Annotated in this window: 17 protein-coding genes and 1 tRNA gene; 7 read left to right on the top strand and 11 right to left on the bottom strand. The window is 53.0% G+C overall.

What is annotated here, in order from left to right; genetic code table 11:
• Positions 1 to 5: 5 nt before the first annotated feature.
• Together DQM57_RS06025 and prfA are read left to right on the top strand one after the other, a co-directional pair.
• Positions 6 to 785 (top strand): TatD family hydrolase, encoded by a 780-nt coding sequence (locus DQM57_RS06025; protein ID WP_108044098.1) that lies wholly within the window; start codon positions 6 to 8, stop codon positions 783 to 785.
• A gap of 104 nt (positions 786 to 889) precedes the next feature.
• Positions 890 to 1,966: a peptide chain release factor 1 gene (gene prfA, locus DQM57_RS06020; RefSeq protein WP_108044099.1), complete on the top strand. Its 1,077-nt coding sequence runs from the start codon at positions 890 to 892 to the stop codon at positions 1,964 to 1,966.
• A 69-nt stretch (positions 1,967 to 2,035) separates the two neighbouring features.
• On the opposite strand, the gene serS is transcribed toward prfA, so the two are convergent.
• Positions 2,036 to 3,331 (bottom strand): serine--tRNA ligase, encoded by a 1,296-nt coding sequence (serS, locus tag DQM57_RS06015; protein WP_111727267.1) that lies wholly within the window; start codon positions 3,329 to 3,331, stop codon positions 2,036 to 2,038.
• An 81-nt stretch (positions 3,332 to 3,412) separates the two neighbouring features.
• On the opposite strand from serS, the gene DQM57_RS06010 reads away from it, so the two are divergent.
• Complete coding sequence (locus DQM57_RS06010; protein ID WP_111727266.1) at positions 3,413 to 4,021, top strand: RNA pyrophosphohydrolase; 609 nt, start codon at positions 3,413 to 3,415, stop codon at positions 4,019 to 4,021.
• A 68-nt stretch (positions 4,022 to 4,089) separates the two neighbouring features.
• Complete coding sequence (gene parE / locus DQM57_RS06005) at positions 4,090 to 6,075, top strand: DNA topoisomerase IV subunit B (RefSeq protein ID WP_111727265.1); 1,986 nt, start codon at positions 4,090 to 4,092, stop codon at positions 6,073 to 6,075.
• Positions 6,076 to 6,195: 120 nt separating this feature from the next.
• On the opposite strand, the gene DQM57_RS06000 is transcribed toward parE, so the two are convergent.
• Positions 6,196 to 6,606 carry a ProQ/FINO family protein gene (locus tag DQM57_RS06000; RefSeq protein ID WP_107860273.1) on the bottom strand — a complete coding sequence of 137 codons (411 nt, stop codon included), beginning with the start codon at positions 6,604 to 6,606 and terminating at the stop codon, positions 6,196 to 6,198.
• Between the two features lie 91 nt (positions 6,607 to 6,697).
• A complete protein-coding gene (gene aroC, locus DQM57_RS05995) occupies positions 6,698 to 7,798 on the bottom strand; it encodes a chorismate synthase (protein WP_111727264.1) in 1,101 nt (366 codons plus the stop codon).
• A 142-nt stretch (positions 7,799 to 7,940) separates the two neighbouring features.
• On the opposite strand from aroC, the gene trmA reads away from it, so the two are divergent.
• Complete coding sequence (gene trmA, locus DQM57_RS05990) at positions 7,941 to 9,044, top strand: tRNA (uridine(54)-C5)-methyltransferase TrmA (protein ID WP_111727263.1); 1,104 nt, start codon at positions 7,941 to 7,943, stop codon at positions 9,042 to 9,044.
• A 5-nt stretch (positions 9,045 to 9,049) separates the two neighbouring features.
• The gene (locus DQM57_RS05985; RefSeq protein WP_111727262.1) at positions 9,050 to 10,243 is read left to right on the top strand and encodes an amino acid aminotransferase; all 1,194 of its coding nucleotides are present in this window, start codon (positions 9,050 to 9,052) and stop codon (positions 10,241 to 10,243) included.
• Positions 10,244 to 10,307: 64 nt separating this feature from the next.
• On the opposite strand, the gene DQM57_RS05980 is transcribed toward DQM57_RS05985, so the two are convergent.
• A tRNA-Arg gene (locus tag DQM57_RS05980) sits at positions 10,308 to 10,383 on the bottom strand.
• 284 nt (positions 10,384 to 10,667) lie between these two features.
• On the opposite strand from DQM57_RS05980, the gene DQM57_RS05975 reads away from it, so the two are divergent.
• Positions 10,668 to 11,507, top strand: coding sequence for a c-type cytochrome (locus DQM57_RS05975; protein ID WP_111727261.1), 840 nt, complete (start codon positions 10,668 to 10,670; stop codon positions 11,505 to 11,507).
• 304 nt (positions 11,508 to 11,811) lie between these two features.
• Here DQM57_RS05975 and gcvP read toward each other — a convergent pair whose 3' ends face one another.
• The 7 genes from gcvP to DQM57_RS05935 all read right to left on the bottom strand — a co-directional run bounded on the left by gcvP (position 11,812) and on the right by DQM57_RS05935 (position 19,808).
• Positions 11,812 to 14,664: an aminomethyl-transferring glycine dehydrogenase gene (gene gcvP / locus DQM57_RS05970; protein ID WP_111727260.1), complete on the bottom strand. Its 2,853-nt coding sequence runs from the start codon at positions 14,662 to 14,664 to the stop codon at positions 11,812 to 11,814.
• Between the two features lie 43 nt (positions 14,665 to 14,707).
• Positions 14,708 to 15,010 (bottom strand): hypothetical protein, encoded by a 303-nt coding sequence (locus DQM57_RS05965; RefSeq protein WP_231992097.1) that lies wholly within the window; start codon positions 15,008 to 15,010, stop codon positions 14,708 to 14,710.
• Positions 15,011 to 15,145: 135 nt separating this feature from the next.
• Positions 15,146 to 15,787, bottom strand: coding sequence for an arylesterase (locus tag DQM57_RS05955; protein WP_111727259.1), 642 nt, complete (start codon positions 15,785 to 15,787; stop codon positions 15,146 to 15,148).
• Entirely contained in the window at positions 15,777 to 16,328 is a 552-nt protein-coding gene (locus tag DQM57_RS05950; protein WP_111727258.1) for a DNA-3-methyladenine glycosylase I, read from the bottom strand. The genes DQM57_RS05955 and DQM57_RS05950 overlap by 11 nt, the downstream gene beginning before the upstream one ends.
• Before the next feature lie 3 nt (positions 16,329 to 16,331).
• Positions 16,332 to 16,850, bottom strand: coding sequence for a PqiC family protein (locus DQM57_RS05945; protein WP_107960694.1), 519 nt, complete (start codon positions 16,848 to 16,850; stop codon positions 16,332 to 16,334).
• Positions 16,850 to 18,511, bottom strand: coding sequence for an intermembrane transport protein PqiB (gene pqiB, locus DQM57_RS05940; protein WP_111727257.1), 1,662 nt, complete (start codon positions 18,509 to 18,511; stop codon positions 16,850 to 16,852). Before pqiB ends, DQM57_RS05945 begins: the two co-directional genes overlap by 1 nt.
• Positions 18,504 to 19,808, bottom strand: a complete 1,305-nt coding sequence (locus DQM57_RS05935; protein ID WP_111727672.1) for a paraquat-inducible protein A — start codon at positions 19,806 to 19,808, stop codon at positions 18,504 to 18,506. The genes pqiB and DQM57_RS05935 overlap by 8 nt, the downstream gene beginning before the upstream one ends.
• Positions 19,809 to 19,928 lie beyond the last annotated feature (120 nt).

Here is a 19,928-nt window from a genome sequence, read left to right as displayed (position 1 = left end):
TCGAAATGAACTTCACCGACACCCACTGCCATCTCGCCGATCCCGCCTTACGCGAAAACCTGCCGCACATTTTGACCGCAGCGCGGGAGGCAGGGGTAGGGCGGTTTATCGTTCCCGCAACTCGGCCGCAGGATTGGCAGGACGTGTCGGATTTGGCAGAAAGGGTGTCTGAAAATCCGCTTTGGGGCAACATCCATATCGCGCTCGGCATCCATCCTTGGTTTTCAGACGACGTTTCCGAAACGGATTTCCGGCATTTGGAACAAGCATTGAAAGCGAGTCCGACGGCATGGGTCGGCGAAATCGGCTTGGATTTTTACGACAAAACCCAAACGCAACGACAGCGCGAACGGCAAATCCAAGTCTTCAGCCGCCAGCTTGTCATCGCGCAAACCCTGTGTCGGCGCGTGATTATCCATAATCTCAAAGCCACCGCCGACATCGCTGCCGCCGTCAAACAGACAGGCTTTACCCAAGGCGGCATCGTTCACGCCTTCTCAGGCAGCGCGGAAGAAGCGCGCGTGTTGACGAAATTGGGTTTCAAAATCGGCATCGGTTCGTTGTTGCTCAACCCGAACGCCCGCAAAATACGCGAAACCCTCAAAACCTTGAATGACACCGATTTCATCTTGGAAACCGACAGCCCGTTTATGCTGAAAAAGGAGATTAATACGCCTGCCAATATTCCAGGTATTGCAAAGATTGCTGCGGAAATCCGCGGAACCTGTGTAGAAGAGATTGCCAAGGTAACGGAGCGCAATGCCGATGCCCTGTTGGGACGGTAGGTTATCCATCTAAGATTATCTTTTTGAATATCCGGAAAACCTATTATAATAATCCAGTGTTGATGCCGTCTGAACATTCAGGCGGCGTTTGTTATGGAAGAATTATGAAGACGTCTATCTTAGAAAAACTACAACAACTCAGCGACCGACTGGAAGAAGTCACGCATTTGCTCGGTCAGCCCGAAGCTACGTCCGACATGGACAATTACCGTAAACTCACCCGCGAACACGCTGAATTGACGCCCGTCGTCGAAGTCTTCCAAAACTATCAGCTGGCGCAAAGCGACTTGGCGGATGCCGAAGAAATGCTGTCCGACCCCGAAATGAAAGACTTTGCCGCCGAAGAAATCGAAGCGGCCAAAGCCAAAATCAACACGCTCGATACCGAACTGCAAAAACTGCTGCTGCCCAAAGATGCCGACGACGACAAAAACATCTTTATCGAAGTGCGCGCCGGTACCGGTGGCGACGAAGCCGCGCTGTTTGCAGGCGATTTGCTGCGTATGTACAGCCGCTATGCCGAGCGCAACCGCTGGCAGGTCGAAATCGTGTCCGCCAACGAAAGCGAATTGGGCGGCTATAAAGAAGTCATCGCCCGTATTGTCGGACTCGGTGCGTACAGCCGTCTGAAATTCGAATCGGGCGGCCACCGTGTGCAACGCGTCCCTGCAACCGAAAGCCAAGGCCGTATCCACACTTCAGCCTGTACCGTCGCCGTCATGCCTGAAGCGGATGAACTGGAAGACATCGAATTGAACCCCGCCGATCTGCGCATCGATACCTTCCGCGCATCCGGTGCGGGCGGTCAGCACATCAACAAAACCGACTCCGCCGTCCGCATCACCCACCTGCCTACCGGTATGGTGGTTGAATGCCAAGACGGTCGCAGCCAACACGCCAACAAGGCGCAGGCGATGAAAGTCCTCGCAGCCCGCCTGAACGACGCGCAAAAACGCGAAGCCCAAGCCAAAGAAGCTGCCGAGCGCAAATCTCTCATCGGCAGCGGCGACCGCAGCGAACGCATCCGCACCTACAACTACCCCCAAGGCCGCGTAACCGACCACCGCATCAACCTTACCCTGCACAAGCTGGATTTTGTGATGGACGGCGACTTGGAAGAAATTACCAACGCCCTGATTGCTGAGCATCAGGCCGAGCTTTTGGCGGCAATGGGAGATTGAGTTTTGTGTTTGGGTAAAAAATGCCGTCTGAACTAAGTTTCAGACGGCATTTATGTTCAGGGTTAAGGCTTATTTCACTTCCAACTTGGCAACGCCGCCCATATAAGGCTGCAAAGCGGCTGGGATATTGATACTGCCGTCGGCGTTTTGATGGTTTTCCAACACGGCGACCAAGGTTCTGCCGACTGCCAAACCGGAGCCGTTCAAAGTATGTACCAAGCGGTTTTTGCCGTTTTCGTCTTTGAAACGCGCCTTCATGCGGCGGGCTTGGAAATCTTCGCAGTTGGAGCAGCTTGAGATTTCGCGGTAGGTATTTTGCGCGGGAACCCAAACTTCCAAGTCATACGTTTTGGTTGCGCCGAAGCCCATGTCGCCGGTACACAGGGTAATCACGCGGTAGGGCAGTTCCAAAGCCTTCAGGATGTTTTCGGCATGGCTGACCATTTCTTCCAGCGCTTCGTATGATTTTTCGGGATGAACGATTTGTACCATTTCTACTTTGTCGAACTGGTGTTGGCGGATCAGGCCACGTGTGTCTTTGCCGTACGAACCCGCCTCGCTGCGGAAGCAGGGCGAGTGGGCGGTCAGTTTTAGCGGCAGTCCGCCTTCGTCCAAAATGCTGCCTGCAACGGTGTTGGTCAGCGTTACTTCTGCGGTCGGAATCAGGTATTGGGTGGTTTTGGTTTCATCGCCACCGCGGGTAACATGGAATAAATCTTCTGCGAATTTGGGCAGTTGGCCTGTGCCTTGCAAGGTGGTGTCGTCTACGATATAGGGTGTGTAATGCTCGGTGTAGCCGTGTTTCAGCGTGTGCGTATCGAGCATGAATTGTGCCAGCGCGCGGTGTAGACGGGCGATTTGTCCGCGCATAACGGTAAATCGTGCGCCGGAGAGTTTTGCGCCGCCTTCGAAATCCAAACCCAAAGGTTCGCCCAAATCGACATGGTCTTTGATTTCAAAGTCAAATTCGCGTGGCGTGCCGACTTTGCGGACTTCGACGTTTTCGGTTTCGTCTTTACCGGTGGGTACGCTTTCGTGCGGCAGGTTAGGTATGCTCAACAACCATGCGTCCAATTCTTTTTGAACGGCATCCAAATCGGCGGCAGCCTGTTCCAAATCGGTTTTGATTTGGGCGACTTGATCAATGGCCGCCTGCGCCTCTTCATGTTTGCCCTGACCTTTCAGTGCGCCGATTTGTTTAGAAATGCTGTTGCGCGAGGCTTGTAGTTCTTCGGTTTTCACCTGAACGGACTTGCGTCGTTCTTCCAGTGCGTCAAAACGTGCGGTATCAAAGTCATAACCGCGCCGTGCAAGCCGTTCGGCAACGGCGGCGGTGTTGCTGCGGAGCAATTGGATATCTAACATGGTCTGATTCCCGAATTAATTTGAAACGTATTATTGTAAACCAAATTTAAGATATTTTCCCGAATCCGTCTGTGTTTCGACATGCTTGAACCATATCGTCCGATTTGTCAAAACCGTTCGATTTGTGGGAAAATCCCAAGATTGAATTTAACGGAGGGCGACACCGTGTTGGACAGAGAAGGCTATCGCCCCAATGTCGGTATCATCTTAATCAACAACCGCAACGAGGTCTTTTGGGGCAAGCGCGTACGCGAACATTCATGGCAGTTTCCTCAAGGCGGCATCAAGCCGGGCGAAAGCCCTGAAACCGCCATGTACCGTGAGCTGTACGAAGAAGTCGGGCTGCTGCCGCAACACGTCAAAATCGTCGGGCGGACGCGCGACTGGCTGCGTTACGACGTGCCGAACAACTGGGTACGCCGCGAATGGCGCGGATCCTATCGCGGACAAAAACAGATTTGGTATCTTTTGCGTTTGGTCGGCCGTGACAGCGATGTCAACCTCCGCGCCTGCCACCATCCCGAATTTGACGGTTGGCGTTGGCAACAATATTGGGCTCCCGTTGACGAAGTAATTGATTTCAAACGAGACGTTTACTTGGGGGCATTGGAAGAACTCTCTTCCCGCTTCCTGCGCGGCATGGAAAGCTACGAAGACTTTATCCGTCGCAATCCAATAGAAAACCTATAACCCAAACGCTTTCAGGCCGTCTGAAAGCGTTGTTTTTCATCCTTTCAGACGGCCTTTACATTATTCCTATGGCTAAAAACAACCAATACAGCGAATCCAGCATTACCGTCCTCAAAGGCTTGGAGCCTGTCAAAGAACGTCCCGGCATGTACACCCGCACCGACAGTCCGACCCATATCTGCCAAGAAGTCATCGACAACGCGGCGGACGAGGCGTTGGGCGGTTTCGCTACTGAAATCGACGTGCGCATCCACGACGACGGTTCGCTGTCCATACACGACAACGGACGCGGCATTCCCGTCGGGCTGCACCCTGTCGAGGGCGTGCCCGTGGTCGAACTCGTGTTTACCCGTCTGCACGCGGGCGGCAAGTTCAACAAAAAAGACGGCGGCAGCGCGTATGCCTTTTCAGGCGGCCTGCACGGCGTGGGCGTATCCGTCACCAACGCCCTCTCCACCCGCCTTGAGGTCACCGTCAAACGCGAAGGCAAAATCCACCGCATCGTGTTTGCCGGCGGCGACGTGGTCGAACCGTTGGCAGAAGTGGGCAAATGCGCCGTCAAAGACAGCGGCACCGAAGTGCGCGTTTGGCCGGACGGAAAATATTTTGAAAGCCCGAATTACAGCATTCCCGAACTCGAACGCCTGCTGCGTGCCAAAGCCGTGCTGCTGCCGGGTGTGCGCGTTTCCTTGACCTGTCCGGTCAAAGGCGAAGACGAAGCGCATACCCAAACTTGGCACTACCCCGACGGCCTGAAAAGCTATCTGACCGACCTGATTGCCGACGCGCAAGAAGCCGTGCCGCTGTTCTCCTGCGAAAACTACATTTCAGACGATCACAACGGCGATTTCAGCATCGGCGAAGGTGCAGCGTTTGCCCTGACCTGGCTGGAAGAAGGCTCGTGCGCCAACGAAAGCTACGTCAACCTCATCCCTACCCCGCTGGGCGGCACGCACGAAGCAGGCTTGAAACAAGCCGTGTTCAACGCCGTCAACAACTTCATCAACCTGCACAACCTCCTACCACGCGGCGTAAAAGTACAAAGCGACGACGTGTTCAGCAAAACCGCCTTCGTCCTCTCCGCCCGCGTCCTCGACCCGCAGTTCCAAGGCCAGACCAAAGACAAACTGACCAACCGCGACGCGTTGAAACTCGTTGCCACCGTATCGGGCGACCCTTTGGAATTGTGGCTGAACCAAAACGTGGACTTCGGCAAAAAAATCGCCGAACTCGCCATCCGCCAAGCGCAGGCGCGGATGCGTTCGGTTAAAAAAATCGAAAAGAAAAAAGGCAGCGGCGTCGCCGTCCTGCCCGGCAAACTGACTGACTGCGAAAGCGAAGACATCCGCGAAAACGAACTCTTCCTCGTCGAAGGCGATTCCGCCGGCGGCTCCGCCAAACTCGCCCGCGACAAAGTTACCCAAGCCATCCTGCCCCTGCGCGGCAAAGTGCTCAACAGCTTTGAAGTCCACCCCGACCAACTCTTCGGCAACGCCGAAATCCACGACATTTCCGTCGCCATCGGCGTCGATCCGCACGGCATCAACGACAAGCCCGATTTAAGCGGCCTGCGCTACGGCAAAATCGCCATCCTGTCCGATGCCGACGTGGACGGCTCGCATATTCAAGTTTTGCTGCTGACCCTGTTCTACCGCCACTTCCCGAAACTGGTCGCCGACGGACACATCTACGTCGCCCAGCCGCCGCTGTTCCGCGTCGATGTCAACGCACAAGGCAAAAGCAAACCCGCCCGCAAATTCTACGCCCTCGACCAAAACGAACTCGACAGCATTTTAGAGCGACTGCAAAAAGAAGGCGTTAAAGAAACCGCCTATTCCATCAGCCGTTTCAAAGGCTTGGGCGAGATGAACCCTGACCAGCTCAAAGACACCACCATGCACCCCGATACCCGCCGCCTGTTGCAGGTACAAATCCCAGAAGGCGCGGATGACGAAACACGCGATATCTTCGTCAAACTGATGGGCAAAGGCGAAGCTGCAGCCCGCCGCGCATGGATGGAACGGGAAGGTGATACGGCTCAATTGGATATTTAATTGGTTGGCAGAAAAGAAGAAAATAAGGATAAAACACTGTATAAACAAGCTATTTGAGTCAATGTGAAAAATGCCGTCTGAAAACCAATCAGGTTTCAGACGGCATTTTATTCGGACAGCTTATTCTGCTGCGGAAGGTTCTGCCGCTTCGGCTGCCGGTGTAGCGGTTTCAGCCTGTTTTTGTAAAGCTTGTTGTACGAAAGGATGATTTTGCGCGATGTTTTGCTCTTCAGGAGTAACCTCGCCTTTAAAGCGGTTGTTCAGGTCGAAGCGTTTACCTCCGCGCGCCAATGCTTTCAGATAGCGCGGACGGCGGCAGTGGTTGGCGAGGACGCGTGCAATAAGTGTAGGATCGTATTGGGGCAGCGCGGTAATCAAGTCTTGGTCGATACCGAGTGCCAACGGTTTAAATCGTTTGAATACATCGTATTTGCCGTAGATATGGTCGGCAATCATTTCTGTCTGTTTCTTTTTGCTCATGGTTTGGACCGCAGATTTCAGTGCTGCGCCCAAAGCGGTTTCTTGTGTCATTTCAGTTGCATTCCTCTAAACAAACCCGTGCGTCAAGGCTGCACGGCAATGCTCGATATTCTATTATAAAGTCTGTGTTTTGGCTAAATTTTTATTTGTTTGAAAGGGTAATGTCGGGCGTATTAACCTGAACGTCGGCATTTTGCGCGCGATGGCGCAGGGCGTGGTCGATGAGGACTAACGCGAGCATGGCTTCGGCAATGGGGGCGGCGCGCAGTCCGACGCAGGGGTCGTGTCTGCCGTGCGTGGCGAGTTCGATGGGGTCACCGTTGATGTCGATGCTGCGGCGCGGTGTGGCGATGGAGCTGGTGGGTTTGATGGCGATATTGACGTGGATGTCTTGTCCGGTGCTGATGCCGCCGAGGATGCCGCCTGAGTGGTTGGACAGGAAGCCTTGCGGGGTGAGTTCGTCGCCGTGTTCGCTGCCGCGTTGGACGACGCTGCCGAAACCTGCGCCGATTTCTACGCCTTTGACGGCGTTAATACCCATCATGGCGTAGGCGATTTCGGCATCGAGGCGGTCGAATACGGGTTCGCCCAAGCCGACGGGGACATTGGTGGCTTCAATATGCAGCTTCGCGCCGACGGAATCCAAGGATTTGCGCACGCTGTCCATATAGTTTTCCAGCTCGGCAATTTGGCTTTGGTTGGCGGCGAAGAAGGGGTTTTGGGAAATGTGTTCGTAGCCTTCAAACTGAATTTCTTTTTCGCCGACTTGAGTGACGTAGGCGGTGATTTCCGTGCCGAATTTTTCTTTCAACCATTTTTTGGCAACGGCTCCGGCGGCAACGCGGGCGGCGGTTTCACGGGCGGAGCTTCTGCCGCCGCCGCGGTAGTCGCGCGTGCCGTATTTGTGCCAGTAGGTATAGTCGGCATGGCCGGGACGGAAGCTGGTGGCGATGTTGCCGTAGTCTTTGCTGCGTTGGTCGGTATTGCGGATTAAGAGGGCGATGGGTGTGCCGGTGGTTTTGCCTTCGAAGACACCGGAGAGGATTTCTACTTGGTCGGCTTCGCGGCGTTGGGTAACGTGGCGGCTGGTGCCGGGTTTGCGCCGGTCGAGGTCGGCTTGGATGTCTGACTCGGTTAAGGCCAGTCCGGGCGGGCAGCCGTCGATGATGCAGCCCAAACCTGCGCCGTGGCTTTCGCCGAAGGTGGTAACGGTGAAGAGTTGTCCGAAAGTGTTGCCTGCCATGTTTTCCCTCTGTGGACGGTATGTTGGAGACAGCGGATTTTAGCATAAAAGCCGGAGGAAAACGGGTTATATGCCGGTAAAGGAGTTGCGTGTTTTGCAGTGAATCGGCTTATAATCCGGTCTGATTTTTCGGGATAGCGATATGAATGACTACACGCAGCAGCTTCAAGGTAAAAAAGACCACCTTAAAACCCTTTTTGCAGGTTTGGATGTTCCTGAGTGGGAAGTGTATGAATCTCCGGACAAACATTACCGTATGCGTGCCGAGTTCCGTATTTGGCACGAAGGCGGGGAAATGTTTTATGCCATGTTTGAAAAAGGACAAAAGGCTAGCGGGGCAAGCCTGATCCGTTGCGACCGCTTCGATGCTGCTTCAGAGGCAGTCAACTGCCTGATGCCCGAATTAATTGCCGTTGCCGCCCAATCTGCCGAACTGAGAAACCGTTGGTATGCCGTCGAATTTCTGTCCACGCTCAGCGGGGAAATGCTGGTTACTATGATTTACCACAAAAGGCTTGATGATGAGTGGATACGGGCGGCGCAAGCGTTACAGCAACAGTTGGATATTTCCGTTATTGGGCGGAGCAGGGGGCAGAAAATAGTCTTAAAACAGGACTATGTGACGGAAACTTTGAAGGTCGGTAATCGGGATTTCCGTTATCGGCAAATTGAAGGCGGTTTTACCCAACCCAATGCTGCCGTGTGTCAAAAAATGCTTGAATGGGCATGCGGTGCGGCAGAAGGGCTGGGTGGGGATTTGCTCGAACTATATTGCGGAAACGGCAATTTTACGCTGCCTTTATCTGAAAAGTTTGAACGTGTTTTGGCAACCGAGATTTCCAAAACTTCAGTAGGCGCGGCGCAATGGAATATTGAGGCAAACGGGATAGGCAACATCAAAATCGCCCGCCTGTCTGCCGAAGAATTTACCGAAGCCTATACCGGCAAACGTGAGTTTACACGCCTTAAGGAGGGCGGTATTGCTTTGACGGATTACGCATTTTCTACTATTTTTGTTGATCCGCCGCGTGCCGGTATCGATGAGGAAACTTTGAAGTTGGTGTCGCAGTTTGACAATATCATCTACATTTCCTGTAATCCTGAAACGCTGCGTGCCAATTTGGACACCTTGGCGGAAACCCATACGGTCGAACGTGCCGCCCTGTTCGACCAATTTCCGTTTACGCACCATATCGAAAGCGGCGTACTGTTGAAAAAGAAAATCCTTGGAAAAAGCAAAAGGTAAGGACTATGTACCGACACATCGAATACTATCCCGGCGACCCGATTTTGAGTTTGGTCGAAACCTTCAAAAACGACCCGCGCCCTGAAAAAGTCAATTTGAGCATAGGCATTTATTTCGACGACGAAGGCAAGATGCCCGTATTGGAATCCGTGAGCCGAGCCGAAACCGCCCGCGCTGCCACGCCTGCGCCGTCGCCCTACCTGCCGATGGAAGGCTTGGACACTTACCGTAGTGCGGTGCAGCATTTGTTGTTCGGCAAAGACAACCCCGCGCTCGCGCAAGGACGTATTGTTACCGTACAAACCTTGGGCGGCTCGGGCGCGCTCAAAGTCGGAGCGGATTTCCTGCACCGCTGGTTCCCCACAGCACGCGCCTACGTCAGCGACCCGACTTGGGACAACCATCGCGGCATTTTTGAAGGCGCAGGTTTCGAGGTTGGCACTTATCCTTATTACGACCCCGCCACTGTCGGCGTGAAATTCGACGAAATGACCGCGTTTTTCAACACCCTGCCCGAACACAGCGTCTTAATCCTGCATCCCTGCTGCCACAACCCGACCGGCGTGGATATGTCAGAACAACAATGGGACGAAGTGTTGCACATCATCAAAACGCGCGAACTGATTCCGTTTATGGACATTGCCTACCAAGGATTCGGCGGCGATTTGGACAGCGATGCCTACGCCATCCGCAAAGCGGTGGAAATGGAATTGCCCTTGCTTGTCAGCAATTCCTTCTCAAAAAATCTGTCGCTCTACGGCGAGCGCGTCGGCGGCCTGAGCGTGGTTTGCCCGAATAAAGAAGAAGCGGAATTGGTGTTCGGACAACTCAAATTCACCGTCCGCCGTATCTACTCCAGCCCGCCCGCACATGGCGCGTATATCGCCGCCGATGTGATGAACAGCTCCGAACTTTACGCTTTGTGGCAAAACGAAGTCTATGTCATGCGCGACCGAATCCGCGCCATGCGACAGAAACTTTACGATGTCTTGACCGCGCAAATCCCCGATCGCGATTTCACTTATTTCATCAAACAGCGCGGCATGTTCAGCTACACAGGATTGAGCGTGGAACAAGTCCGCAGGTTGCGCGACGAATTTGCCGTTTACCTGCTGGATTCGGGCAGGATGTGCGTCGCCGGACTGAATGCTTCGAATATCGCCTATGTTGCCGATGCATTTGCCGAAGTATTGAAATAAGAATTTGAAGTAAATCAAAAGGCCGTCTGAAAAATATTTATCTTTCAGACGGCCTCTTTATAATTGGCGCACCCAACAGGGATCGAACCTGTGACCTCCAGCTTCGGAAACTGACACTCTTCCAACTGAGCTATGGGTGCGGAAAACGTAAGATTAACGTAAATTCTGCAAATTGGCAAAGTTTATCTTGAGGCGTCAGGCTGATGCGTGGGGTATGAGGGATATTTGTTTGGGGATAAGCAAGTATTTTCAATGGATTATTTGCTTAAAAGAGACGCTGCCTGTGATTTTTTGCATATTTTCAATGATAGTGATTGGAAAGACCCTGTGAATTCAGTATAATCCAGCAAAATATTGTTAATTGCGTTTAACATACCAAACTATAATTTACAGCACAACCTAACCTGACGGCGAGGCCTACCAAATGAAACAACTCCGCGACAATAAAGCCCAAGGCTCTGCATTGTTCACCCTTGTGAGCGGTATCGTTATTGTTATTGCAGTTCTTTATTTCCTGATTAAGCTGGCGGGCAGCGGCTCGTTCGGCGATGTTGATTTAACGACGGAAGCGGCAACGCAGACCCGTATCCAGCCTGTGGGCCAATTGACCATGGGTGACGGTATTCCGGTCGGAGAGCGTCAGGGCGAGCAGATTTTCAACAAAATCTGTATCCAGTGCCATGCTGCAGACAGCAATGTGCCGAATGCTCCGAAACTGGAGAACAACGGCGATTGGGCACCGCGTATCGCACAAGGTTTCGATACCTTGTTCCAACATGCGCTTAACGGATTTAATGCCATGCCTGCAAAAGGCGGCGCGGCAGACCTGACCGATCAGGAACTCAAACGGGCGATTACCTACATGGCGAATAAAAGCGGAGGTTCTTTCCCGAATCCGGATGAGGCTGCGCCTGCCGACAGTGCCGCTTCAGGAACAGCTTCTGCTCCTGCCGATAATGCAGCTCTGGCGGAAGCGAAGGCAGAAGACAAAGGTGCTGCCGCACCTGCAGCCGGTGCAGACGGCAAGAAAGTTTTCGAAGCAACCTGTCAGGCATGCCATGGCGGAGCGATTCCAGGTATCCCCGGCATAGGTAAAAAAGATGATTGGGCTCCCCGTATCAAACAAGGTAAAGAAACCTTGCATAAACATGCACTCGAAGGTTTCAATGCTATGCCGGCAAAAGGCGGTAATGCAGGTTTGAGCGATGATGAAGTCAAAGCAGCGGTTGACTATATGGCCAACCAATCCGGTGCAAAATTCTAAATTCGGATTTCGGATTAAATTAAAAAACGGGGCAGGTATCTGCTCCGTTTTTTTATTGGAATTTATTTGTTTGCCCGTGTGGGAATGACATCAAAGGGTGTGAATAGATTTTTTATCTTCGAAATCTGTCTGCTCGATCGGATGAATAAAAAGTGGGATGATAAAAAAAGCGGATGTATGGATATTGGTTTAACTCATTTTTTTAAAGTTATAGTCGAGATACGTGTATCGGTGCAACCGGTCTGCCGTTGATGAAAATGCCGTCTGAAAATGTTTCAGACGGCATTTTTTAAGATATCAACAGTCAGTCTTCATAATTTTCTGTCGGCAGGCAGGAGCAAACCAGATTGCGGTCGCCATACACTTCATCTACCCGTTTGACGCTCGGCCAGAATTTGTGTTCGCGGACAAACGGCAATGGGAAGACGGCTTCTTCACGGGAGTACGGATGCGTCCATTCGCCAGTTACGTCGGATGCGGTATGCGGAGCGTTCACCAACGGGTTGTCCTCTTTCGGCCATTCGCCGCGCTCGACTTTCAACACTTCCTGTTTGATTTGTTTCAGGGCGGCGATGAAGCGGTCGAGTTCGGCTTTGCTCTCGCTTTCGGTCGGCTCGATCATCAGCGTGCCGGCAACGGGGAAGGAGACGGTCGGGGCGTGGAAGCCGTAGTCCATCAGGCGTTTGGCGATGTCGGTTTCGGTGATGCCGCTTTCGGCTTTAAGCGGACGCAAATCGACGATACATTCGTGCGCGACGCGGCCATTTTTGCCTGTATACAGAATCGGATAGTCTTCGCTCAGACGTTTGGCAACGTAGTTGGCGTTGAGCAATGCCCAGCGTGTCGCCTGTTCCATGCCTTGTTTGCCCATCATGGTCAGGTACATCCAAGTAATTGGCAGGATGGACGCAGAACCGAAGGCCGCAGCAGCAACGGCGGTTTGGTCGGCACTGGCGCTGTGGGTGTCGGTCAAAGCGTGTCCCGGTGCAAACGGGGCAAGGTGGGCTTTCAAGCCAATCGGACCTATGCCCGGACCGCCGCCGCCGTGAGGGATACAGAAGGTTTTGTGCAGGTTCATGTGCAACACGTCCGCACCGACTTCGGCAGGCTGCATGATGCCGATTTGGGCGTTGAGGTTGGCGCCGTCCATGTAAACCTGTCCGCCGTTTTCATGGATGATGCGGCAGATGTCGCGGATGCCTTCTTCGTACACACCGTGGGTCGACGGATAGGTAATCATGATGGCGGACAAAGCGTCGCGGTGTTGCTCGGCTTTGGCTTTCAAATCGTCAATATTGACGTTGCCGTGTTCGTCGGTATCGACAACGACGACTTTCAAACCGAGCATGGCGGCAGTTGCGGGGTTGGTGCCGTGGGCTGATTTTGGAATCAGACAGATGTTGCGGTGTCCCTCGCCGTTGGCTTCTTGATAGCGGCGGATAGAAAGCATACCGGTGTATTCGCCTTGTGCGCCGGAGTTTGGTTGCAGGGAAATCGCGTCAAAGCCGGTGATGGCTTTCAGGCTGTTTTCCATATCGGCGAGCAATTCATGGTAGCCGGCAGTTTGCGCTTCGGGAGCGTAAGGGTGGATGTCGGAGAACTCAGCCCAAGTAATCGGCAACATTTCCGCAGTCGCATTGAGCTTCATGGTGCAGCTACCGAGCGAAATCATGCTGCGGTTCATCGCCAAGTCGCGGTCTTCGAGTTTTTTCAGGTAGCGCAACATTTCGTGTTCGGTATGGTAACGGTTGAACACAGGATGTTGCAGAATGTCGTCTTGACGCAGCAATTCTGCATTCAGACGGCCTTTGACGTCATCGGCAAATGCGAACGTATCCTTGCCGGTAAACGCGCGGTACAAATCAACCAAATCTTCGTATGCCGATGTTTCATGGAATGCAGCCGCAACTTGAGTATCGTTGACGCGGCGCAGGTTGTAACCCGACGCCAAAGCAGCGGCAAACACTTGGTCTGCTTTCTCTTTGCTGCCGAAATCGACGGTAACGGTATCGAAGAAGACTTTGTGAACCACATTCAGGCCGTCTGAAACCAGCGCATCGGCAAAGGCAGAAGCCAACGCATGGATACGGTTGGCAATGCGTTTCACACCTTCAGGGCCGTGATAAACGGCGTACATGCCCGCCAAGTTCGCCAGCAATGCTTGTGCCGTACAAATATTGGACGTGGCTTTTTCGCGGCGGATGTGTTGCTCACGGGTGGACAACGCCATGCGCAAGGCAGGCTTGCCCGATGCGTCTTTGGATACGCCGATGATGCGGCCCGGAGCGGAACGTTTGAACTCATCTTTAAACGCGAAATAAGCGGCGTGCGGACCACCGAAGCCCATCGGTACGCCGAAGCGTTGGGTGTTGCCCAAAGCAATATCCGCGCCCAACTCAGCAGGAGATTTCAGCAAAACCAAGCTCATGATGTCGGCGGCAACAGCAACGATTGTGCCTTTTGCTTTCAGGCGGCCGATAACGTCCTGCAAGTCTTGCACGTCGCCGTCTTTACCGACGTATTGGAACAGCGCGCCGAAGTATTCGCCTTCATCCGCTTGGGCAAAATCACCGACCACCAACTCGAAGCCGAAATATTTGGCGCGGGTTTTCATCACGTCCAAAGTTTGCGAATACACGCGCGCATCCACAAAGAAACGCTCGGATTTCACTTTGCCTACACGGTGCGCCATCGCCATTGCTTCAGCGGCGGCAGTCGCCTCGTCCAACAAAGACGCGCCTGCCACAGGAAAACCGGTCAAATCGATACACACTTGTTGGAAGTTCAACAAAGCTTCCAAACGACCTTGGGCAATTTCCGCCTGATACGGCGTATAGGCGGTGTACCAGCCCGGATTTTCCAATACGTTGCGCAAAATCACGTTCGGCACGCGGGTCGGGTAATAACCCAAGCCGATATAGGATTTGTTGATCACGTTTTTCGACGCAATGCCTTTCAATTCCGCCAACGCGTCCGCCTCGGTCAGGGCTTCGGGCAGGTCGAGTTCGGACGGCATACGGATGCTTTGCGGCACAGTATTGCCGACAAAATCATCCATGCTCTTCTCGCCGAGCGCTTCCAAAAGCGCAGCCTCGTCGCCAAAGCTCAAATGGCGCGCGGCAAATTCGTTGGGGTTGAACAGTTCGGATAGTTTCATTTCTGCTCCTTCGGTGTTGTAGGGCTGCCATCAGGCAGAATTTTTAGACATCGGATGATTCGGGTAAGGGTAGCACAAAAGACGGGATAATGGCGGACAACACGCCAGAATGCAGCAGGTCAGGACAAGCAGCGCCACAAGCAGCAGCGATAAGGGAAAGCCGCTGACCAAAACCATGAAACCTGCAAGCACCAGTCAAGCCAATGGATACGCCGGAAGCGGAAAAACAATATTGAGTAGAACCAAAATCACGATAAACAGCGGCAGCCCCGCCATCAGGTTCGCAATATTCCATGATTTCAGCCTGTCCGGGTTTTATCCACAGCAGGTTCGGACGGTCGGTCATGCCGTCTGAACCGGCAGGCCGTCTTTTTCAAAAAACGCCATACCGCTGCAACTTCATGCGGCTGTATGGCGTAGGTTTTGCACTTCAGACGGCATATGCGTCCCGAAGCAGTTTGGTGTTCCAGTCGGTTCATGATTATCTAAACCCCTGCTTTCTCAAAAATTGATTCAAATCTTCGGCAAATTTCCGATAGCCTTTGCCGTTGGCGTGGATTTGGTCGGATTTCAGATTATTATCGCCCAAAATTTCTGCCCACGCGCCGCCGAACAGCGGAATGCCGTATTCCTTGGACAAATCCTCATACAGCGGATAGTTGCTCAAATGCCCGAACAACGCGCCCAGTGTGATGTGCGGCACGCCGACGAGGACGGCGGGGATGTTTTCCTTCTGCACGGTTTCGATGATTTTCGCGATATTGGCGCGGGTCTGTTCTTCGGGAACTTTGCGCAGAAAGTCGTTGCCGCCTATGCCGACAATCACAAGCTTGGGTTTGCGTGCCAACAGCGCGGGCAGGCGCGACAGGGCTTGTGCAGACGTATCGCCAGATACGCCGCCGTTGACGACGCTCCACCCCGTCAGTTTTTGCAGTTGAGCGGGGTAGGATTCGCCGGGGTTTGCGCCGTAGCCGAAGGTGAGCGAATCGCCCAAGGCAAGCACGGTGCTGCCTTCGGGAATTTTGGCGTGGGTTCGGGCGGATTTTCTGCCGCAGGCGGTAAGAAGCAACGCGCCTGCGCCGAGGAGGAAGGTTCTTCTGTTCATTGGTTTTTCAGACGGCATCGAGCCATTTTGGGTGGTATTTCAGGGTCTTACGGTAAACCGGACAGCTTTCGGCGTGCGCGCCTTTGAGGTAGCCGGTACTCATCAGAAATTCGCCGACGATTTCGCCGCCGACAAATTTGAAATGTTTTTTAAAGAGTTTGACCCATTCGTCTTTGCTTCGCGGATGGTGCGCGTCGAGCCAGTTCTTGAACGAGCCGTATTCTTGTTGCAACGCTTGGATTTGCCGTGCATTGAAAATGGCGGCATCGATTTTCAGGCGGTTGCGGACGATGCCAGCGTCGGCAAGCAGGCGTTCGCGGTCGGTGTCGTCGAAGGCGGCAACGGTATTGATGTCGAACCTTTCAAATGCCGTCTGAAATGCCTGCCGCTTCTTCAGCATCAGCGTCCAGCTTAATCCTGCCTGATTGATTTCCAACACCAGCCGCTCAAACAATTCATTGTCGTCCTCAATCGGAAAACCGTATTGCGTGTCGTGGTAATGTTTGTTCGGGTTGTCGGTGTTTTCGGGAAGTGAGGCGGCAAATTCGCAATAGTTCACGGTTTACTCGACCATCTGTTGCGCTGCCTGTTTCAGTCCCTGTTCGAGTGCGGCGGTCATGGCGGCGTAGCCGTCACCCTGCTGTTCGGTTTCGGCATGGAAGGATCTGACCGTGCCATCCGGAAATACCGCATAGCCACCGACGATGGTTTTTCCTGTGTAGCTGCCTTGGAAGGTATCGATATAGACCGTCCATTTTTCTGACTGGCCGTTGCGAGAAGCGGGAATGAATACACGTTTGGTATTCAGGCGGTTGAATGCATTGCTCAGTGCTGCTTCAAGCATATCGTCTAAAGAACTTGCCCAAACGTGATTTTGGGCGGTATGGAGTCTGTAGGGATCGGTCTGGTAAACCAGTCCGCCCCGTTTGAGCGGTTCGGCAAGGCGGACTTTGACGGCGGTTTCCGCCACGCGGCGTTCGGGCGGTAGGTACCGGCTGTCGTGCAGTATGAAATACTGCGTACTTTGCGCGGTGCCGCAGGCTGCAAGCAGCAGGGCTGCGGCAATCGGGAAGAGGCGCATTATCGGCTTCCTTTCGGGATAGGGTCTTTGCTGTTGCTGTTGAAAATCAGCGCGTTGGGTTTTTCTTTCAAAGTATTAATCACGGGTTGAACGTCTTTTAAGGTTCTGTCCAAACTTTGCAGCGTATTTTGTACGTCGCCGTAGATAGGCGATTGAGGCGATACGCCTTGCAGGGTTTGACGCAATTCTTTCAGGGTTTGGTTCAACTCGTTCGGAATGTTTTGTGTCTGCGGTTTGCCGACCAGTTTGTCGATGGAGCTTAGGGCGGCATTGGCAGATTTGAGTGTGGACTTGAGATCGGCAAGCGAACCGTTCAAGCCGGCAACGGTTTTATCCAATGGCAGATTATTGAATTTGTCTAACAAGTCGGCCACTTTTGCCTGCAAATTGTCCAAACCGCCGCCTTGGGTCGCGATAACGGTATCGCCTGCATAAACGGTATGCGGTCGCAGCTTAGGCGATGCGGAAGGCTGATCGTTCAACTCAATCATTTTGCTGCCGGTCAGCAGGTTGTTGCTGGAGATGCTGGCGGTCAGGCCTTTGTTTAAGGCCGTCTGAAATTGTTGTTTCCAATGCTCTTTGCTTTGCTCGTCGGCATTGATTTCCAAACGGGAAGGCTCGATACGGATGCGTACGGGAATCCAGCCGTTTTCAAACAAATGCAGGCTGTCGTTGCGGTCGAAATAAGGGACATCGGAAACCACGCCGACATTCAGGCCTTTGTATTCGACAGGCGAACCGGCAGACAGGCCGCGTACGGATTGTTTGAAAAACGCGGTGTAGTACAGCGAGCGGTCGTCAGGCAGGTTTTCCACTTCTCTGCGGTTGTCGTAAAGCTCGAAACGGTCGTCGTTTTGAACATGGTGTTGATTTTTTGTTTTTGGGGAGTCGAATGAAATCGCACCTGACAGCAATGCGGGCAGAGGGACGGAATTGAGTTTGACACCGCTGCCTGTGGTTTCGATATTAATGCCGCTTTCCAGCCAAAAACGGCTGGCGGAATGAATCAGTTTGTCGTTGGGGCTCTGGATGAAGATAGTGTAATGCACACTTTGGTCGGACGGGTTGAAATGCGCGCTTTCTACTTGGCCGACCATAAAGTTTTCATACAAAACGGGACTGCTGACGTTGAGGATGCGGTCGTTTTTGCCGATCAAATTTAGGCGCAGGCCGCTTTGACCGATAGCGGCAATCGGAGGAATGTCCTGCACTTGGAACACGTCTTTTGCCTCGTCGCTTTTCCCGGGTGTAAAAGCGATGTACGAACCCGAAAGCAGCGTACCCAAACCGGTTACGCCGCTTTGGTCGATACGCGGTTTAACCACCCAAAACTGGGTATCGCTGCGGATGAGGTCGGATACGTCCGCATTGAGTTGGGCAGTAACTTCCACACCTTTTTGATCGTTGCGCAGTTTGATTCGGGTAACGCGTCCGACATCGACGCTCAATACCTTAATGACTGTCTTGTTGACTTCGATACCTTCCGCGCTGTTCATCAGCAGCGTAACTACGGGTCCCCTATTGCGTATTTCCTTAACCCAAAGCCAGCCGCCGGCAATCAGCGCGATCAGGGGAATCAGCCAGACAGCGGAGAGGAAGGTATTGTTTTTACGGACGCGTGCTTTGGTATGCCCGTTTTGAGGAGAGGTGTTGTCAGTCATATTTTTCCGTTTCATTGAGCAAAATGCCGTCTGAGGCGTACCTGTCCCAGATGAGGCGCGGGTCGAAATAATAGGCAGACAGCATGGTCAGAACCACAACGAGGCAAAAATAGGCGGCCGCGCCACCTGGTACGACGCGGGCCATATTGGTGTGGAACGAACACATCAGGATAATAATCACAAAAATATCAATCATCGACCAGCGGCCGACCGCTTCGGTGATGCGGTAGAGGTGAGACAATTTCTTTGCGCCCGCCGGCAAAGCGAAGCGGGCGGCCGCAATCAAAACTGACATTGCCGCAATTTTCAGCATCGGCACCAAAATACTCGCGCTGAAAATAACCGCCGCAATCAGCCTGTCACCCTCGTTCCACATATAAGTGATGCCGTTAAGGATGGTGTTTACCTCTGTGGCGGCAGGATTGGACGAAATCATAATCGGCAGGATATTGGCAGGGAAATACAAAATAACCGCAGCCGTCAAAAACGCCGACGAAATACTCAGACTTTTCGGCCGCCGGCGATACAGGTCCGCACCGCACACGCTGCAGGGGCGTTCGTACCTGTTGCGGAAATACAGGCAACGGCTGCAACAGGTTTTATCTTCCGATGCCGTCTGAACCGCATCATTGCCCGTCAGCCGTTCAATCTGGAAATACACCCAATGTTGGGGAACAGATACCGATGTCCGAATCAACATGACCGACAGCAGGAACATCAGATAAAACGCAGGCCCGAAAGTTACCTCGGATACGGATGAAAGCTTGATATATGCCACCAAAGTAGAAATAAAAAACACATCCACCATCATGACCTGCTTTAGGCGCACCATTACGCGCGTTGCCAACCTTAATGCGGGATACGCCTTCCCCCGTATCAGTGCCGTATAGACGTATAGGCACAGCGACAGAAACAGAATCGGTGCGCCGAAGGTCGGTATAAACATCACTTCCGCCAAAAAACCGTAATCCTGAAACACCATCAGGCGCACCATTTCCGGTAGGGACAAAATAGACGTTGCACCCGGTATATCCACCCGGATATAGGTCATGCTATAAGCAAACATCATCAGAATCAGGGAAGCCGCCGCATAAGCGGGCGGACCGGAAAAAGGATGATTGCTTACCCTGAAGAGTTTATAGCTGCAGCGTGGGCAAAATGCCGCCTCCCCCCTGTCTAATTGAGGCACATCCACACGGCAGCCGCATTCCGGGCAGTCTACCGTATGCGGCGGTAAGGCACCATAAAGAGAGTCGGTGCAGGAGCGGTAACGGACAGGTTGGCGAAAAGCAATCATGCGGGACATGAGTAAAATATAAGTTATAGCATTATAAAGGAAAAATGCGATACGCCCAATCAGGATGCAAAACCGGCATGGGCAACCGCATAAACAAACCGCTATGCAGTAGAAATATTC

The organism is Neisseria cinerea (assembly GCF_900475315.1).
GTDB classification, from domain to species: domain Bacteria; phylum Pseudomonadota; class Gammaproteobacteria; order Burkholderiales; family Neisseriaceae; genus Neisseria; species Neisseria cinerea.
The sequence above is the reverse complement of the archived record's forward strand: the minus strand, read 5'-3'. Positions and strand labels throughout refer to the sequence as shown.